This window comes from Massilibacteroides sp., from assembly GCF_028705895.1.
In the GTDB taxonomy this organism is placed as follows: domain Bacteria; phylum Bacteroidota; class Bacteroidia; order Bacteroidales; family Tannerellaceae; genus Massilibacteroides.
The window spans coordinates 32,238-49,988 of the sequence record NZ_JAQWCQ010000024.1; the positions used below are offsets into that span (position 1 = coordinate 32,238).

At 37.8% G+C, this 17,751-nt stretch carries 12 protein-coding genes and 1 pseudogene; 12 read left to right on the plus strand and 1 reads right to left on the minus strand.

Annotated features, from left to right (window positions below):
- Positions 1 to 6: 6 nt before the first annotated feature.
- Entirely contained in the window at positions 7 to 906 is a 900-nt protein-coding gene (locus PHT93_RS07885; protein WP_300241512.1) for a ThuA domain-containing protein, read from the minus strand.
- A gap of 119 nt (positions 907 to 1,025) precedes the next feature.
- On the opposite strand from PHT93_RS07885, the gene yihA reads away from it, so the two are divergent.
- The 12 genes and pseudogenes from yihA to PHT93_RS07945 all read left to right on the plus strand — a co-directional run bounded on the left by yihA (position 1,026) and on the right by PHT93_RS07945 (position 17,286).
- Positions 1,026 to 1,628, plus strand: a complete 603-nt coding sequence (gene yihA / locus PHT93_RS07890; protein WP_300241513.1) for a ribosome biogenesis GTP-binding protein YihA/YsxC — start codon at positions 1,026 to 1,028, stop codon at positions 1,626 to 1,628.
- A 279-nt stretch (positions 1,629 to 1,907) separates the two neighbouring features.
- Positions 1,908 to 2,615, plus strand: coding sequence for a TonB-dependent receptor plug domain-containing protein (locus tag PHT93_RS07895; RefSeq protein ID WP_300241515.1), 708 nt, complete (start codon positions 1,908 to 1,910; stop codon positions 2,613 to 2,615).
- A 53-nt stretch (positions 2,616 to 2,668) separates the two neighbouring features.
- On the plus strand, positions 2,669 to 4,570 hold the full coding sequence (locus PHT93_RS07900) for a TonB-dependent receptor (protein WP_300241517.1): 1,902 nt from the start codon (positions 2,669 to 2,671) through the stop codon (positions 4,568 to 4,570).
- Between the two features lie 59 nt (positions 4,571 to 4,629).
- Positions 4,630 to 5,004, plus strand: coding sequence for a TonB-dependent receptor (locus PHT93_RS07905; protein ID WP_300241519.1), 375 nt, complete (start codon positions 4,630 to 4,632; stop codon positions 5,002 to 5,004).
- 23 nt (positions 5,005 to 5,027) lie between these two features.
- Complete coding sequence (locus PHT93_RS07910) at positions 5,028 to 5,327, plus strand: hypothetical protein (RefSeq protein WP_300241521.1); 300 nt, start codon at positions 5,028 to 5,030, stop codon at positions 5,325 to 5,327.
- Positions 5,328 to 5,391: 64 nt separating this feature from the next.
- Positions 5,392 to 5,754: pseudogene (locus PHT93_RS07915) on the plus strand (RagB/SusD family nutrient uptake outer membrane protein); the annotation flags it as partial.
- Positions 5,755 to 5,765: 11 nt separating this feature from the next.
- Positions 5,766 to 6,248, plus strand: coding sequence for a hypothetical protein (locus PHT93_RS07920; RefSeq protein WP_300241523.1), 483 nt, complete (start codon positions 5,766 to 5,768; stop codon positions 6,246 to 6,248).
- Positions 6,245 to 6,736 carry a hypothetical protein gene (locus PHT93_RS07925; protein WP_300241526.1) on the plus strand — a complete coding sequence of 164 codons (492 nt, stop codon included), beginning with the start codon at positions 6,245 to 6,247 and terminating at the stop codon, positions 6,734 to 6,736. Before PHT93_RS07920 ends, PHT93_RS07925 begins: the two co-directional genes overlap by 4 nt.
- A 412-nt stretch (positions 6,737 to 7,148) precedes the next feature.
- Complete coding sequence (locus tag PHT93_RS07930; protein ID WP_300241528.1) at positions 7,149 to 10,388, plus strand: SusC/RagA family TonB-linked outer membrane protein; 3,240 nt, start codon at positions 7,149 to 7,151, stop codon at positions 10,386 to 10,388.
- A 27-nt stretch (positions 10,389 to 10,415) separates the two neighbouring features.
- Positions 10,416 to 11,966: a SusD/RagB family nutrient-binding outer membrane lipoprotein gene (locus tag PHT93_RS07935; protein WP_300241530.1), complete on the plus strand. Its 1,551-nt coding sequence runs from the start codon at positions 10,416 to 10,418 to the stop codon at positions 11,964 to 11,966.
- 487 nt (positions 11,967 to 12,453) lie between these two features.
- Positions 12,454 to 15,717: a TonB-dependent receptor gene (locus tag PHT93_RS07940; RefSeq protein ID WP_300241532.1), complete on the plus strand. Its 3,264-nt coding sequence runs from the start codon at positions 12,454 to 12,456 to the stop codon at positions 15,715 to 15,717.
- 12 nt (positions 15,718 to 15,729) lie between these two features.
- Entirely contained in the window at positions 15,730 to 17,286 is a 1,557-nt protein-coding gene (locus PHT93_RS07945; protein WP_300241536.1) for a RagB/SusD family nutrient uptake outer membrane protein, read from the plus strand.
- Positions 17,287 to 17,751: the final 465 nt, after the last annotated feature.

The window sequence follows — 17,751 nt, forward strand, 5'->3', positions numbered from 1 at the left end:
GTGTGATTATTTATACTCCAACCTCATCTTTACAGAATCTTTTGTGGGAAAATCCTTCGGAACTTTTTGAGTCACTTTTCCCGTTGCAGCCCATTCAGCTCCACGCAACAATAACACCTGAAAACCGACACATTGCATTGACGGATTATCCTCAAGCGTCTGACCTGCATGCCCCAACATCGTATGAAAAATCCGTGCTTTATGGTAATCAACAGTAAAGATCAAAGGTTCTTCACGCCCTGATCCTCCTGTTTCTTTATCAGAATAAGCTGTATATAACATATCTTTTATATTCCCGGGACCCCGCATGCGATCATATAATTCATCCTTTGCATGTAACCATTGTGCAGGGAGACCCTTCATTACAGGGTGTTTTGTATTTCTATTGTTTAATACATATTCATGCTGTTTTCCATGCGATCCTCCCGCACCGGAAGTCATATCCTTGAATAAAGCTCCATCTTTCCAATAAACATATGGACCGGATTTCTCATTTCTTCCTTCCCAACCGCCTAAGGCACAAATCCGGCTGTATTCATCCCAATCGGGGAAAGGATTATCAGCTGCATGATAAATCACAATTCCACCTCCTTTACGAGCATATTCCACAAAACGTTTTTTCATTTCTTCCGGCCAGTTGTCACCATTATAATCGACAACCACCAAAGAATAAGAAGAAAAATCAGCAACAAAAGAAGACATATCTTTTCCCTTTTCAGGAGAAGTGAGTATATCGACATGGAACAGTCCCGAATTTTCAAGAATTTGCTTTATAGCAATGCTACTCACCGGCCAGTTATGGTTGTTTTGGCCTGTTAAAACTAATGTATTAATAGGCTTCTTTGCCGAAACGGAAAAACCGGCCAACAAGCCAATGAGGATAAGTAATCCGCATATTTTTTTCATAATAAATATAGTTGTTTAGAGGTTTAATTTGTCAAATATACAACATCAAACTTAACGAACTTACGGATAAGCAGACATTTTTGACTAAATTTGCACACGTAAAGGAAAAAACAGAAAAAATGGAAGTAAATAGCGCAGAATTTGTTATCAGCAATACAGATGTAAAAAAATGCCCGGAAGGAAACCTGCCTGAGTACGCCTTTATCGGACGTAGTAATGTAGGAAAATCATCCTTGATCAACATGCTGACCAACAGAAAAGGATTAGCTATGACTTCACAGAAACCGGGAAAAACTCAGCTTATCAATCACTTTCTGATTAACAATGAATGGTATTTGGTGGACTTACCAGGATATGGTTACGCCCAACGAGGAAAAGAAGGACGTGAAAAAATTCGTAAAATTATAGACTCATACATACTAAAACGGATGCAACTTACGAATCTGTTTCTCCTATTAGACTGTCGCCACGAAGCACAAAAGATTGATCTTGATTTTATGGAATGGCTCGGTGAGAGTGGCATTCCTTTCTCAATTATTTTCACAAAAAGCGACAAATTAAGCAAGAGCCGTTTAACAGAAAACCTAAATGCTTACAAAGAAAAGCTATCAGAAGCATGGGAAGAACTCCCTCCTATCTTTGTTTCGTCCTCAACAAGTAGAGATGGACGGGAAGATATCTTAAATTATATCGGAGAAATCAATAAAAGTTTAAAGAAGTAAACGTCCTCATTAGCCACGCAGGCCAAAAAAAATAAGGATCGTATCTATTTCAAATTTTGAGGTAGGTGTAAATTGTTTTTGAGGTAGGTCTAAAGCAAAGGATAAAGTAGGCAAAAAATCTGTGATAGACATCAAGGTAGCATATTTTAAAAAAATATCTATATATTTGCATTTCTTTAACTAAAGATATGTTTGAAAATAATATGTAAACATTTACATATTTTCTATCAAGAAAACATATTATATTTCTAATTATTTTATCACTAGAAGTGTGTGTTTATGATGAAAAACTTGACTTTTTTAGTCCTGTGCCTATTTGTTTGCATAGGATTAGTGAGCGCTCAGACAACATCAGTCAAAGGTATAGTACTCTCTGCTGAAGACAATGAGCCGATTATTGGTGCCTCCGTTCTGGTTAAAGGTACGACAGTAGGAACAGTAACCGACATTGATGGTGCTTTCTCTTTAGAAACACCCAGTTCCGCAAAAACTCTTGTTATTTCTTATATAGGAATGATAACGCAAGAAGTCGCAATCTCGCCAAATCTTAAAGTTTTTTTGAGATCAGATACGCAGGCATTAGATGAGATTATTGTTGTTGCTTATGGAACAGCGACAAAAAACTCATTTACAGGTTCAGCAGCAAAAGTATCAAGCGAATCGATTTCAAGAAAAAATTCTTCTGAAATCTCAAAAGCATTACAAGGAGAGGTAGCCGGAGTACAAGTGTACAACACAAGCGGTCAGCCAGGTTCAAACGCATCCATTCGCATACGTGGTATTGGATCTGTTAATTCCAGCAATGCTCCTCTCTACGTTGTAGATGGCATTCCGTATGGAGCCGAATTAAGCGGAATCAGCCCTTCCGATATCGAATCAACAACAATTCTAAAAGATGCTACAGCAACAGCGCTCTATGGTTCTCGTGCAGCCAACGGCGTTATCCTTATTACAACCAAAAAGGTATTAGCGGGCAAACAAGAGTAGAAGGAGAGGTTAAATACGGGGTAAATACACGTTTGATACCTTTATACGACACCATGGATAGTCCTGAACGTTTTGCGGAATTAACCTGGGAAGGTATTAAGAACAAATATTTATATGGGGCAGCAACATCTTTGGATGAAGCTATCGCATTAGCAAACACTGAAATATTTGATAATAAAAAAGGGATCGCTACTGGATATAATATGTGGAATGTACCTGGATCTGAATTAATAAATGGAACAACAGGCAAATTCAATTCAGCAATCAAAAGGAAGTACAATCCGGAAAACTGGGAAGACCACATATTCCGTACCGGTCAGAAAATAGAAGGAGATGTACGTATTTCGGGAGGATCAGAAAAAACAACATTCTTTACCTCTTTAGGTTATTTAAAGGATGAAGGTTATTATATGGAATCCGACTTTGAACGTTTCAATGCAAGAAGTAATGTTAGTTCCAATTTATCCTCATGGCTGAAGTCCACAATAAACATGTCATACTCAAACATGAAAATTAATTCACCCGGACAGTCTGACGAGAATATCAATAATGGCTTTCAATTTGTCAATGCAATGCCTGCTCTTTACCCTGTTTACGAACGTGATGATGGCAATCTGATTGAAGATACAAGAGTTGGAGGATATAGATACGATTATGGAAATACAGAAAATCGCTCTCGCGCCTACGGAGGTGGGATCAATCCTGTCGGATCATTGCGCTTAGACAAAAAAGAGACTAAACATGACCAATTTGCAGGAAATGCTCTTTTTGAAGCTAAATTTCTTAGTGATTTTAAATTAAGTTCAAATATAGGATTACAGTATATAGGAAGTCGACAAGATGAGTTAACAAATCCTTATTATGGCGATGCAGAAGGTTTAGGACGTATAACCAAAACCCAGGCCTCTTACAAGGAATTTACGTTCAACCAGATTTTATCTTATGTAAAATCTTTTGACCTTCATAACTTTGACGCCTTTGTTGCCCATGAATACTCTACGATGGATTATTCATACACTAAAGGACAAAAATCATTATTAGTTCGCTCTGACAATACAGAATGGAGTAATGCAGTCATTATGGGCTATATGGACTCGGATACTTACGGATACACCATTGAAAGTTATTTTGGACAAATCAAATATAATTATGATGAGAAATATCACTTTAATGCTTCTTTAAGAAGTGATGGAAGTTCCAGATTTTCAAAAGGGAACAAATGGGGTACATTTGGATCTGTTGGTGCTGCCTGGGTATTAACCAAAGAAGAGAGCCTTTCAGAAATCGACTGGCTTAATAATCTAAAATACAAATTAAGTTGGGGATTATTAGGAAATCAGGACATTAGTACAGGAAATACAAGAGCGAATTTTTATCCGTATGAAGATTTATATAGTATTTCCAACATGAATGACAAACCTTCATTTTCATTCGTATATAAAGGAAATCCGAACTTGACATGGGAGAAAAGTAGTATTATAAATACAGGTATTGAATTTGATATCTTTAATTTTTTAAGTGGAGAAGTAGAGTATTTCCATAAGACAACTACCGACATGCTATTCCTTAAACAAGTTGCTCCCTCATTGGGATATGCTTCTTATCCTGTGAATGATGGAAAAATGATTAACCAAGGATTGGAGTTTAATTTAACCGCAAACATAGTAAAGACCAATGATGTCAAATTTGATTTTAGAGTTAATGGGGGACATTATTCTAATAAAATCACTCAAATGCCAATTGATGAAACAACAGGTTTACAAAAACCTATTGAATTAAAAACACCTTACGCTTGGTCTAAGGGGCATTCATACTATGACTTTTACTTAAGGGAATATGCTGGCGTTGATCCGGAAACAGGTATGGCATTATACAATCAATATTATAATGTAAAAGCCAATGGAAAAAGAGAACCTATTTCTGAAATGGAAACATATGCAAGTAAGTTACATTAAACACAACATTCACATACGGAATAGGAGGTTATGCATATGATTATGTATATGCCTCATTAATGAACAATGAAACCCCGGCATCACACAACTATCATAAAGACATTGAGAACAGATGGACAACACCTGGAGATATAACAGATGTTCCACGTTTATCTTCTGGTTTCGACACTTATGCGAATGCAAGTTCCACGAGATTTTTAACCAGTCGTTCTTATTTAAACCTGGCTAATATCCGCTTAGGATATACTTTCCCTAAAAATATAGTCAGCAACATTAAATTAGGAGGTTTATCAGTGTATGTATCAGGAGATAACTTATTTATGCTGTCAAAACGTAAAGGTTTTGTTTCTATGTCAAGTATTTCGGGAGCATCAGGTCGCAGCCAATACCTTCCTGTAAGCACAATCGTTGGTGGCATAAAAGTTGATTTTTAATTAATTATTAAATGATTTTAAGCATGAAAAAATATATATATATTTTAGGAATAGGAGTAGCATCTTTTTCGCTCACGAATTGTTCCGACAGTGTTTTAAATGAATCTCCGAATGGATATATAAGTCCGGAGCAATTAGAAAAAAATGCGGTCTGGAATCCTAATATTTTATTGGGACAATCCGCAGGAATTGTCGCAACAACATTTTCTATGGGCAGTGGCGGTAGCACAACCGATCATGATGATTTCGGACAAAAATCTGTTGATTTAGTCACAGACATTATGGTGAGAGATATTGCTGTAGCAGCAGCCAACTATGATTGATTTTCAGTAGATGCAAGATTAACAAACAACACACAAGGACAGAGCGAGAAGGGCTTATAGTTTCTGGCGTTACTACTTTCGTATAATAAAAGCGGCAAATTCCATTTTCGATACGGTCGGAGGTGATGGTAATATGCCCGCTGAAGACAGCCCCAACAGGGCGTATTACGGACAAGCTAAAATATTGAGAGCATATGCATACTATAACCTGGTAAATTTGTATGCACGTCCTTATGATGTTGCAAAAGATCAACCGGCATTACCTATTTACACGTCTCAGTTAACCGCTGAAACGAAGGGGCTTTCTTCCGTTGACCAGGTTTACAGCCTGATTATTAACGACCTGAAAGAAGCCATTACTGCTTTAGACCAATTTGAGAGAAGCAATAAAACTGAATTAAACGTTGATATAGCCAAAGGCTTTTAGCTTATGCCTATTTGGCAAAAGGAGAATATGCAGCAGCAGCAGAAACAGCACAGCAAGTCATTGATTCCGGAAACTACACCATGTTCACTAAAGAAAAGTTGACGACCACCGGGTTTAATTCTGTTGAACTGCCATCTTTCATGTGGGCTATTGATCTTACAAAAGATAATACACCTGCACTTCCAACCTTCTGGGGACATGTAGATTACTTTACATATAGTTATGCAGGTATTGGTGATTATAAGGAAATACCGGATAACCTATATGCTGAAATTCCGGAAACAGATGGACGCAAGGCTTGGTTTAGAAATCAACAGCCTTATCTTCCATGGAATAAATTCTTCGATGCCAACAGAGTATATATGGGAGATCGCCTATGGGAAAACGATGAGGTATATATGAGAATTGAAGAGATGTACCTTATTGCCGCAGAAGCAAACGCGCGCGACAACAAATTAGACCAATCGAAGATTGTTTTAACGGATTGGTCATGAAAGAAATTCGTGAATATCGATCTATGGCATATACAGCATATGGAGCCTCTGTTATTCCACCAATCAAAGACAAAAAAGCATATTTCATAGGTTATGTGGGAACACAAGGGGACAAAGTTATAGAAGCTATTGAGGTTTATACAGATTTACTAAACAACCTACCTTTGCATCCTGAAAGAATTGATAATATCAAAAACTACATGCGGGAAGTAACCCTTTCTTCACGTCCAAATTTCAGAGAGATAAGCACATCACTCTCGGCATGGAACCTTAGAGGTTACACCGAAGATCCTGCGAAAACGAACCTGGAAAAAATAAATCAACTGACTTTTGAGGATATTATCAAATTCCATAGCGAAAATATCAAAGGTAAAGCTATCGGAATAGCAGTTATTGGCGATCCGAAACAGATTGACGCGAAAACGTTAGAAAAATACGGGAAAGTAATACGTTTGTCACCCAATAAACTTTTCAGTAATGAAAAGTAGATTTAGAACTATTAAATAAACAGAACGAAAATACTAAACACAAGAACGTTGCCGGAATTTTTTCCAGCAACGTTTTTTATTGTCAACTTACAATTTTCTTATCGTCACTATCATTTAGTCAGTCATTAATATTCATTTTTTTTATGAAACGCGAACTTCTAACATTAAGAAAGAACAGATGACAAAAAAGCGTCTTAAAGTCAAAAAACCATCTATTGCAATATCAATTTCGTCAATATCCTTGTTACTATTTATTGTTTTTTTAAATAATATATTTATTTTTGCACTCTAAAGAGTTTTAGAAGGAACTTTAGTTATTAGGACTTTAAGTAATTTAAGAAAGCTAACCTTACCTCCTTAAAACTTACAGAACTTTTTTTTACTATAAGTTATATTAATCAAGTGTGTGTTTATGATGAAAAAGTTGACTTATCTTTTGCTATGCCTGATAATGGGTATAGGAATTGTTAGTGCTCAAACTACTTCAGTGAGGGGTGTAGTACTCTCTGCTGAAGACAATGAGCCGATTATTGGTGCCTCCGTTCTGGCAAAAGGCACTACAGTGGGAACAATAACAAACTTGGATGGTGAATTTTCTTTGGATATTCCCAGCTCTGCGAAAGTTTTGGTTATCTCTTACATTGGTATGGCAACACAAGAAGTGGCTGTTGCTCCAAATCTTAGGGTTTTATTAGAATCTGATACGCAAACGCTCGACGAAGTGGTCGTGACTGCGCAAGGATTAAGCCGTAAGGAAAAATCCTTAGGGTATTCAACTCAAAAAGTGACCGGTGAAAAATTAACAGTTGCCCGCCAAACTGACTTGGGTAATGCTATGGCCGGAAAGATTGCCGGTGCGCGTTTCTTTGGTAAATCAGGTTCTACCTTTGATTCCGGTAAAATTGTGTTGCGTGGTTCTACAAGTTTCACCAGCCCGGAAGGTAGCGAACCTATTTATGTAGTGGATGGATCTATCTCTAATAAAGATGCCGTTAACATGGATGATGTGGAAAGTATCAACGTTCTTAAAGGAGCTGCTGCAACAGCGTTGTATGGCTCGCAAGGTGGAAACGGTGCAATCATCATCACAACTAAAGGTGCGAAAGAAGATGGTAAAGGACATATTGAGGTTAGTCACACCTTGTCTTTTGACCAATACTACAACCATTTTGACATGCAGAAATCATATGGTGGTGGTAGCTATGGTATGATCGGTGCACGTTATGCAGCAGATTATGAAGGAAAGGATACAATGAGTCCGGAATTCTTGTATGGAGAATATGGCGGTATGCAAAATGCAGATGGTTCTTACTTCCTTGATTTTGACTCTGACGAAAGCTGGGGTGCCCGTTACAATAAGAATGTAATGATGGCAAATGCGAATTATTTCGACCCGACAAGCTCTCAATATGAAAAGGCAAAACCGTTCGTTCATGGATTGGATCTGGCCGATTTATTCCAAACAGGTATCGCTAACACAACAAATATTGCTTTCTCTAAAGCCGGTAAAGATTACAGCACACGTGTGTCATTCACGAACAGCGAGCGTGAAGGTATCCAACAAAACTCGGATGCGGTACGTCGTTTCTTAGGCATAAAGACAATGTTTAAACCAACCGATTGGTTAAATATTTCTATGGACTATAAATACACCTATCGTCGTGATCACAACGGGGCTGCAGAAGGATACGGAGCTACCGGAAATGCGTTAAATTCTTATTTACAATGGGGACATACGGAAGTTGACCTGAAAGATTTCAAGGATTATAAACGTCCGGACGGAACATGGAGAACATGGAATATTATAGGCACTGATAATTTGAATGCTAACTTCCATGACAACCCTTACGCAACGTTTGATAACATCAATAATTATAAAACTTCTCGTTGGAATGTCTTTACAGGTGATGCTGAATTCTTATTGCCTTACAACATCAAAGCGGGGGTTCGTGTTATTGGAAACATGAAAAGTTATAACGAAGAACAGAAACGTAACGAAGGTTCTATCAACTTCTCTTCTTATTATTACGAAAGACAATATCATACCAGTGATTTGACAATTCAGGGACGTGCAACATGGAGTGACCGTTTCGTTGATGATCGTTTATCTGTAGATGCTGCAGCATTCGTTGAACAACGCAACTACAACTACGGCACGTTATCTGCGAACACGACTAATGGTTTGATCATGGACGGATATTTCAACCTGGCAGGATCAAATGGATATGTTTCAGCTCTTAATGAAGAAGAACATTATAAAACAAGAAGTTTATTCGCAACAGCAACGTTTGGTTTTGATGATACTTACTTCTTGGATGGATCTATTCGTAATGACTGGGACTCTAAGCTTCCGGCAGCAAACAACAGTTTCCTTTATGGTGGTCTTTCTGCAAGTGTTATGTTAAATCAGTTCCTGAAATACGATACTCCATGGCTTAATTATTGGAAACTTCGTGCTTCATTAGCGCAGGTAGGCTCTACTCTGGAAGTCTATAAAACATTACTTGCTTACAACTATACTGATTCTGATAATACCAACTATAAATATAACTCCTTGACTTCATTGTATCCGAGTGCTACACAGTTGAACAAAAATATCAAACCGACTATTTCAACATCATACGAAGTAGGTACGGAATTCAGAATGTTTGAAAACAGATTCTGGGGAGACTTCAACTTCTATCGCCGCGACACAAAGAATCAGATATTGAATATGACTGTAGCTCCGCAATCAGGATATTCTTCCCGTCAATTAAACTCCGGATTAGTGAGAAACCAGGGGATAGAAATCAGCTTGGGTGGAACACCGGTAAAAACGAAAGACTTCCAGTGGAATGTTGATGCAAATATTGCAAAGAACAATAACAAATTAGTTCGCTTGAATGAAAATATTAAAACATATCTGTTGGAAGGAAATAGTTTCTATTACTATTGGTATTTGAAAGCAAACGAAGGAAAACCTCTGGGAGTAATTACAACAATGGCTCGTTGGGCTCGTAACGAAGAAGGGTTACCTATCTTAGCAAAGAGTACTTCTACCGCTTGGGGAGGAGGTTGGGCTCCGACTTATGAATTCAATGAAGAAAAAGAAGTGGGTAACTTCCAACCGGACTGGACAGGAGGATTTTCTACAAGCTTCCGTTATAAAAACTTACAGGTTGCTGCGAACTTCGACTTTATGATCGGGGGACAGATGGTGTCATGGACAAATATGTGGTCAACAGGATCAGGAACAAATGCATCAACAGCTAAACTGAATGACAGAGGAGTGAACGTACGTGAACCATTAAACGCAAACGGAGGTGTTCGTGTAGATGGAGTAGATGCTGATGGTAATGCTGTTACCACCTATATGAATGCATATTACTACTATCACTACAAAGCATACTATGATCTTGACGAATGGGTATATGACCGTACCTACGTTAAAATGCGCGAATTATCTGTAACTTATGACTTCCCGAAAGCCTTAATTGCAAAAACAAAAACAGGTTTAAGCAATGCCAGTATTTCTTTTGTGGCAACAAACCCATGGTTAGTTTATGCAGCATGCCCGAATGTGGACCCATCTGAAGCAGGAGATAACTGGTTGGAAGGCGGACAGGCAGCAGCTACACGTTCTTTTGGATTAACAGTTAAATTAGGTTTCTAATTCTTTAAACTTAGGAGATAAACAAACATGAAATATATTAAATCATTAGTGATTGCCTCAATGGCATTAGCAACGACATTGACGAGTTGCGACATGGGGGATTTTGGCGATTTAAACGTTAATCCCAACAAGCCAAGTGACGCATATACATCCATGCTGTTTACGTATTCAGCAAGGAATGTACGTAGCTTTACAATGAATAGTTACGACTACGACCCCTGGACTCAATTAAGAACAGGATACTTGTCGGAATCGAAAAATAACCAATATGGGCCGATGGGGACAACAACCAATTACGGTACGGCCAATTACTATCGGTATATTATCAAGAATCTGAACACGATCATTGAAATGAACGAGAACGAAGAAACAAAAGAAGATGTTTCTGTCTCGTCTTTTGGGGATAATGAAAACCAGATAGCTGTGGCTAAAACATTGCGTGCATTCTTCTTTATGACATTAACAGATATGCTCGGACCTATTCCGTATTCTGATGCATTCAAAGGGGAAAGTGATGATATATGGGAACCGAAATTCGATTCACAGGAAAGTATCTATGCAAGTTTAGATGCTGACCTGCAAGCTGCTTATGCATTATTTAATGAAGATGGTTCCTTGACGGATGCGGATATTCTTTACAATGGAGATATCAGCAAATGGAAAAAGTTCAATGCTTCATTGCGTATGATGATGGCTATTAAGATGGCTGACGTTGATCCGACGAATGGTAAAACACGTTTTGCCAAGGCCTATGCCGATGGAGGTATGACTAAAGTTGAAGATGGATTCCATTATACGTTCGATTCAAACAGTAGTGCTTACGCATGGATGTATTATGTAGGTAATCCTAATCTTGCAGACCGTAACCTGAACTTTGTTCCAAATAAAGTGATTGTTGAAGCATTGAAAGATCATAAAGATCCTCGTATGTTCTCTTATTTCACATTGGATGGATATAAAGGAAAAGTAGAAGGCGATCCAACCGATGTTAATGCCTACAAAGGAGTACCTTTCGGACTCGAATCAAATGCGGCTGTACTTGCTGCTGCAGATGGATGTTGTAGTGTGGCTGACAGCTACTGCGAACCTCAGGCGACTTACGGAGTTATCACCACTGCAAGAACATTGCTCGTTGAAGCGGAAGCTGCTGAATTAGGATGGATCAATGCAAATGCAAAAGAGCTTTATGAAGCAGGAATACGTGCATCATTCGAATTTCAATCAACTTATCATGGAGCCATTACAGGTGTTGACGAATATATTGCATCCGAAAAGGTGGCATTGTCAAGTGATAAAAACACAGCGATCAAACAAATCGTTACGCAACGATTCTTAGCTGGATTTATGACCGACGGTATTGAAGCATGGTCTGACTGGCGTCGTTACAATATTCCGACATTGCCCGTCTATGAAGGTCAGGCATTGGAAGGTATAGAAGTTTATCCGTATCGTATGCAATATTCAGACACCGACAAACAATACAATGTAGCAAACTCTGACGAAGCCATCAAAAATTATCTGAATGGTGAAGACGGACGTTGGCAACGCGTATGGTGGGATGTGGCAGATAATAAATAATTAACAAACCATACACACCGAAACTTAGTTAAGCGAAACTAAGAGAAGTGCTAAATTTAATGAATCCCGAAAGATATTTATTGTGTAAACAACAATAATATCTTTCGGGATTCGTCTTTTATATCCTCATCAATACATTGGAAAAGATTTAACAATTCACACTACACCCACAGTAATAGCATAAAAGTAAAACATAATAACAGAAAAATAAAACATTTTGAAACAAAAACATCACAAATAAATCCGATATGTCATAACCGGTTATACAAAACTGTATTTATAATCGTACAAAAAAGTATTTTTGTTGTTTTTTTAAATAATATACTTATTTTTGCATTAGGAATAGTTTTGGAATGGAACTTGACTCGTTATAGCACTTTATTTTAAAGTTACATTAACACATACCATCGAAAGAACTCCAATACTAAAACATCTGATTAGAAAAATTCATTTATTACTATAAGTTAAATTAATCAAGTGTGTGTTTATGATGAACAAATTGACTTATCTTTTACTATGCTTCGTACTTAGCATAGCAATGGTTAGTGCTCAAACCACTTCAGTGAGAGGCGTGGTACTCTCCGGAGAAGACAATGAGCCAATTATCGGTGCCTCCGTTCTGGCAAAAGGCACTACAGTGGGAACAATCACGAATTTGGATGGTGAATTCACATTAAAAGTCCCAAATTCGGCAAAAACTCTGGTTATTTCTTATATCGGCATGGCAACCCAAGAAGTTGCAGTTGCTCCGAATCTAAGAATTCTATTAGAATCCGACACACAAGCTTTGGATGAAGTTATTGTTGTAGCCTATGGTCAACAAAGAAAAGAAGCTATTACGGGAGCCGTTGCTAATATAAAAGCAGAATCTTTTGAAAGAAGACCGATTGCATCTGCTACAGCAGCTCTTGAAGGACAAGCTCTCGGCGTACAGGTTAACAATGCTTATGGCGAACCAGGAGCAGATCCTTCTATTCGTATTCGGGGATTCAACTCTATCAATGGGGATAACTCTCCTCTTTATGTCGTTAATGGCGTTCCATTAGGTGGAAACATGAGCGATATTAATCCAACTGACATTGAGTCTATTTCCGTTTTAAAAGATGCATCTTCTGCTGCTTTATATGGAAATAAAGCAGCCAACGGCGTTATTTTGATTACAACCAAAAGTGGCCGTTTAGGTGAAGAAAACATCAATATTCAAGCAACAGTAAATCAGGGTTTTTATCAACGTGCAATCAAAGAATACGAACGCTTAAACCCTCAACAATTCATGGAGTCCTATTGGCAGGCAAGACGAAATGCTTTATATACCGATGGACTTGCTAAAGGGAAATATGTTACTTACAATGATGCGAATGGCGATGCTCTTGAGGCTGTAATTGAAGGAATCGGAGAAAAATATAACATTTTCAATAAAGATTGGAACAGCTTGTATGATGCCAATGGAAAATTATCAGCAGGAACACAAATCTTAGATGGCTATACTGACGATTTAGACTGGTATGATGGACTTGAGAGGACAGGAAGTAGAAGCCAATACAACATCAGCGCTCGTGGAGGAACGAAAAAAGCGACATATTATATGTCATTAGGGCATTTAGATGAAAAAGGATTCTTAAAACATTCAGATGGAGCTCGTACTACAGGAAATATTAAAGTAGATGTAAATCCTACCGATTGGTTCAAGACGGGGCTTTCAATAAATGCGTCAAGCCAAGAATATAATAGCATGACTGCTTCAACTGATAATGCTTCTTCATACATCAATCCTTTCTATTATGCACGTAATGTTGCTCCTATTTATCCTGTTCATTTGCATGATTCGGCAACGGGTGATTATGTATTAGATGCAAATGGTGAAAAACAGTATGATCCAGGTACTTCCCGCAAGCAAAATAACAACCGTCATATTCAATGGGAAACAGAGTTAAATAAAGACAAAACTTATCGTAACACAATGGACGCTATTGCATATGCAGACATCATGTTCCTGAACGATTTTGTTTTCACCGTCAAAGGGAACATGAACAACAGAACATCGTCAAAGAAGAGTTATGATAACTCTGTTATCGGTGATGGTGCAGGTAAGGGGCGTATGAGCCAAACTGAATATCGTTATAAAAACTATCTTCTTCAAGAGCTTTTGAACTGGAAACGCACATTTGGTAAAGTACATAATGTAGATGTATTAATTGGGCATGAAAATTTCAATTACAAATATCAATACACCTACTTATATAAAACAGACGAGAAGTTTGCAAATATAATGGAGCTTACTAACTTCACAACAATGACGACTCTCAACGGGTATCAGAGTGGATATAAAACGGAAGGTTATTTCGGTCGTGCAGCTTATAACTATGACCAGACTTACTTTGGAGAATTTTCATTCCGTCGTGATGGTTCATCAAGATTTTACGAAGATAATCGTTGGGGAAACTTCTGGTCATTAGGAGGAAGCTGGATTCTTTCAAACGAAGAATACATCAAACAATTTGACTGGATTAATCACTTGAAACTACGTGCAGCATACGGTGAAGTAGGTCAAGATTCCGGTGTTGGCTATTATGCATGGATGGCATTATACACCTCTACACAAAACGGAGGAAATGGAGCTTATTATAAGAGTCAGAATGAAGCAAAAGAAATTAGTTGGGAAAAAGCAAAATCAATGAGTATTGCTTTGGAAGCGAATTTATTCGACCGCTTAGATTTAAGCATAGAATATTTTGACAAAACATCAGAGGACCTTCTTTTTGATGTTGAATTACCATCATCTATAGGATCAATAAGTACAGGCTCCTCTGGTCGTCCTGAATTCACCAAGAACTTTGGTTCAGTATCCAACAGAGGATTTGAAATTGGATTAGGTTTTGATATTATCCGCACAAAAGATTGGACTTGGAATGTGGGAACGAATCTTAATTTCCTAAAAAATAAGATAGAAAAGTTACCCCCTGAATATGGAGAAGATGGTTATATTGATGGAACGAAAAAATACTTGAATGGCCATAGTATTTATGATTTCTGGATGTATAAATATGTCGGAGTAGATCGCATCAACGGACGTTCTCTTTACTTGCTAAATAGTGATGATTATTATATTGCCGATGAAGGTTATACAGGAACAGGAGCTGCTCAGGAAAATGAAGAACGCACTAAAATGACAGCCGACTATACAATAATTGACGGAGAAGCCTATGTATATAACACAACATATGGAAAAAAGGACTGGAGTGGCAGTGCAATTCCTAAGGTTTACGGCTCCTTCTCTACCTCTTTGAGATATAAACAATTTGAATTGTCTGGATTATTTACATTCCAGACGGGAGGTAAAATGTTGGATTATTCTTATTCAAGCCTTATGTCAGTTGGAGCAACTCCATCTGCTCTCCATGTTGATGTACTTAAATCATGGACGCCAGAACAAGCAGGAACAGGGATTGATCCTAATGGAACACCGGCCTTGAACACATCACAAAGTACTTATAGCAATGCTACTTCCGATCGATTCCTAATCAGTTCTGATTATTTGAATATTAAGAATGTAACATTAAGTTATTTGGCTCCAAAAAGATTGGCTCACAAAATTGGACTTAAGGGACTTACTCTCTCTGCAAGTGCAGAAAACTTGCTTATTCTAACAAAACTACAAGGGATGAGTCCTCAACAATCCTGGAGTGGTATAAATAATAACGGCTATGTTCCGGCTCGTGTAGTAACATTTGGTGTTAATGTAAACTTCTAAAAAAAAGAAAACATGAAAAATCTAAGAAATATAGTTAGTATAGTAGCAGTATCTTTCTCTCTATTAACTGCTTGCTCTGATGATTATCTGGATACAATGCCGACATCATCAACGTCAACAGAAACAATTTTTAAAGATACTGACGCAGCTAAAATGGCCATTAATGGAATGGCGAGACTAATGGTTAGTCAATATGGTGGATTTGGACAAGTCTTTTGCGGAGAGGGCACAATTAAATTCTTATTTGGAGAATATTTAGGAGAAAACTTCTCTCGCCCTGCCTTAGCGTCAGGTTGGTACACAGTCATGAATGGAACGATGTTGGACAACAATACATCGTCTTATAACAGATACCCTTGGTTCTATTATTATATGATAATAGGTAATGCAAATACATTCATTGCTAACATTGACAAAGCAGAAGGAAGTGAAGCCGATCGTAAATTCTTGAAAGCACAGGCTTTGAGCTACCGCGCGTATTGTTATACCCAACTTGTACAGTTTTATTGTCATCGTTGGGTAGATAGTAATGGAGGATCATCCGTTACAAATTTGCAGGATGGGCTTATCCTTCGTACGGAAGAAAATATGGAGCAGAAGGATATAGCATTAGTTTCTTCGGGTGAGATTTACAAACAGATTTATTCTGATTTAGACCAAGCTATATCTCTTTTCTCAGAAAGTGGTCTCACCAGAGATAACGTTTGGGAAATTGACTCAAATGTTGCTTATGCAATCTATGCACGTGCGGCAATTACTAAACAAGATTATCCTACAGCAGCAAGTATGGCAGCTAAAGCTCGAGAAGGCTATAAACTTATGAGTAATGACGAATACACATCAGGATTTAGCAGTGAAAACAGCGAATGGATTTGGGGTAGCTATGGAGGAGACGATCAAACTCTTTATTATTATGGATTCCATTCTTACATGGCTTATGATGCAAACACGTCTATCATACGCTCTTATCCTGTTTGTATAAGTAAAACATTATATGACAAAATACCTGCGACAGATATTAGAAAAGAGATGTTCCTTGATCCTGGAGATGATCAATTTAACAAATTGAATGGAGTTGTTTCATCTGATTTAGCAACGGTAGTAAAAAAACAGCATTCAACAATGCTTGCTTCACATCAAGTTGCAGCTTATATGAGTTTTAAATTTAGTATTGGTGGATCAATTGGTGTTGGTTATATTCCACATTTCCGTTCTTCTGAAATGTATCTGATTGAAGCAGAAGCTAAATATTTCTCTAAAGATGAAGATGGAGCAAGAACTTTATTAAACGGACTTATTCGTGATAGTAAGAGAGATGAAGCCTACAATGCAACAGCAACAGGGGAAAATTTGCTAAAAGAAATCAAATTTTATCGTGCGGTTGAACTTTGGGGTGAAGGTTTTGACTGGTTAGATAAGAAACGTTATAATGATCCGATCACTCGTTTATCGTATGCAGATGGGGGTAGCTTTGGTAGTGCTGCAGCCGTTGATCGTCCTATTGATTACAAGAATGGATGGACATATGTTACTCCACTGATTGAAAGTGAAAATAACGATGAATTATAATCATCATTGCAAGTAGATTTATAACATAACTCAGAAACTCCGCAGTTCTTTAAAATGAACTGCGGAGTTTTATTTTATCCGTACGATGAAAAAAAGAGGGATCAGGCAAAATATCCGGTTGTTATGGTAATAATCCATCGTGATACGTCTATACTGCAAACTGGCATTTTAGAGACCAATGTCGTCAACTCAAACTTCTTACTCCACTTTGTCTTACGATTCATCGAATAATTCCGGCTGAAAGCCGAGTATATATCAGCCCAACACAACGTGTTGGGTAATAGGACACCCTTCCTTTGCGGCCTGAAAGGACAGTATAAACCTACCCTAACATCTGTTATGTTGCCCCTTCAGGGCGCGAGACTCGTTCTACATCCTTCCCAACTCGTTGCGTTGAGCTATAATATAGCAGGCTTTCAGCCTTAAAACCAAACTGTATAGCTTAAGTTGATGACATTGGTTTAG

Excerpts from the sequence above, each read along its gene's own strand:
- PHT93_RS07910 (WP_300241521.1), top strand. The coding sequence starts at position 5,028 with ATGAAAAAATATATATATATTTTAGGAATAGGAGTAGCATCTTTTTCG.
- PHT93_RS07930 (WP_300241528.1), top strand. The coding sequence starts at position 7,149 with ATGATGAAAAAGTTGACTTATCTTTTGCTATGCCTGATAATGGGTATA.
- PHT93_RS07925 (WP_300241526.1), top strand. The coding sequence starts at position 6,245 with ATGAAAGAAATTCGTGAATATCGATCTATGGCATATACAGCATATGGA.
- PHT93_RS07900 (WP_300241517.1), top strand. The coding sequence starts at position 2,669 with ATGGATAGTCCTGAACGTTTTGCGGAATTAACCTGGGAAGGTATTAAG.
- yihA (WP_300241513.1), top strand. The coding sequence starts at position 1,026 with ATGGAAGTAAATAGCGCAGAATTTGTTATCAGCAATACAGATGTAAAA.
- PHT93_RS07905 (WP_300241519.1), top strand. The coding sequence starts at position 4,630 with ATGAACAATGAAACCCCGGCATCACACAACTATCATAAAGACATTGAG.
- PHT93_RS07940 (WP_300241532.1), top strand. The coding sequence starts at position 12,454 with ATGATGAACAAATTGACTTATCTTTTACTATGCTTCGTACTTAGCATA.
- PHT93_RS07885 (WP_300241512.1), bottom strand. The coding sequence starts at position 906 with ATGAAAAAAATATGCGGATTACTTATCCTCATTGGCTTGTTGGCCGGT.
- PHT93_RS07945 (WP_300241536.1), top strand. The coding sequence starts at position 15,730 with ATGAAAAATCTAAGAAATATAGTTAGTATAGTAGCAGTATCTTTCTCT.
- PHT93_RS07895 (WP_300241515.1), top strand. The coding sequence starts at position 1,908 with ATGATGAAAAACTTGACTTTTTTAGTCCTGTGCCTATTTGTTTGCATA.
- PHT93_RS07935 (WP_300241530.1), top strand. The coding sequence starts at position 10,416 with ATGAAATATATTAAATCATTAGTGATTGCCTCAATGGCATTAGCAACG.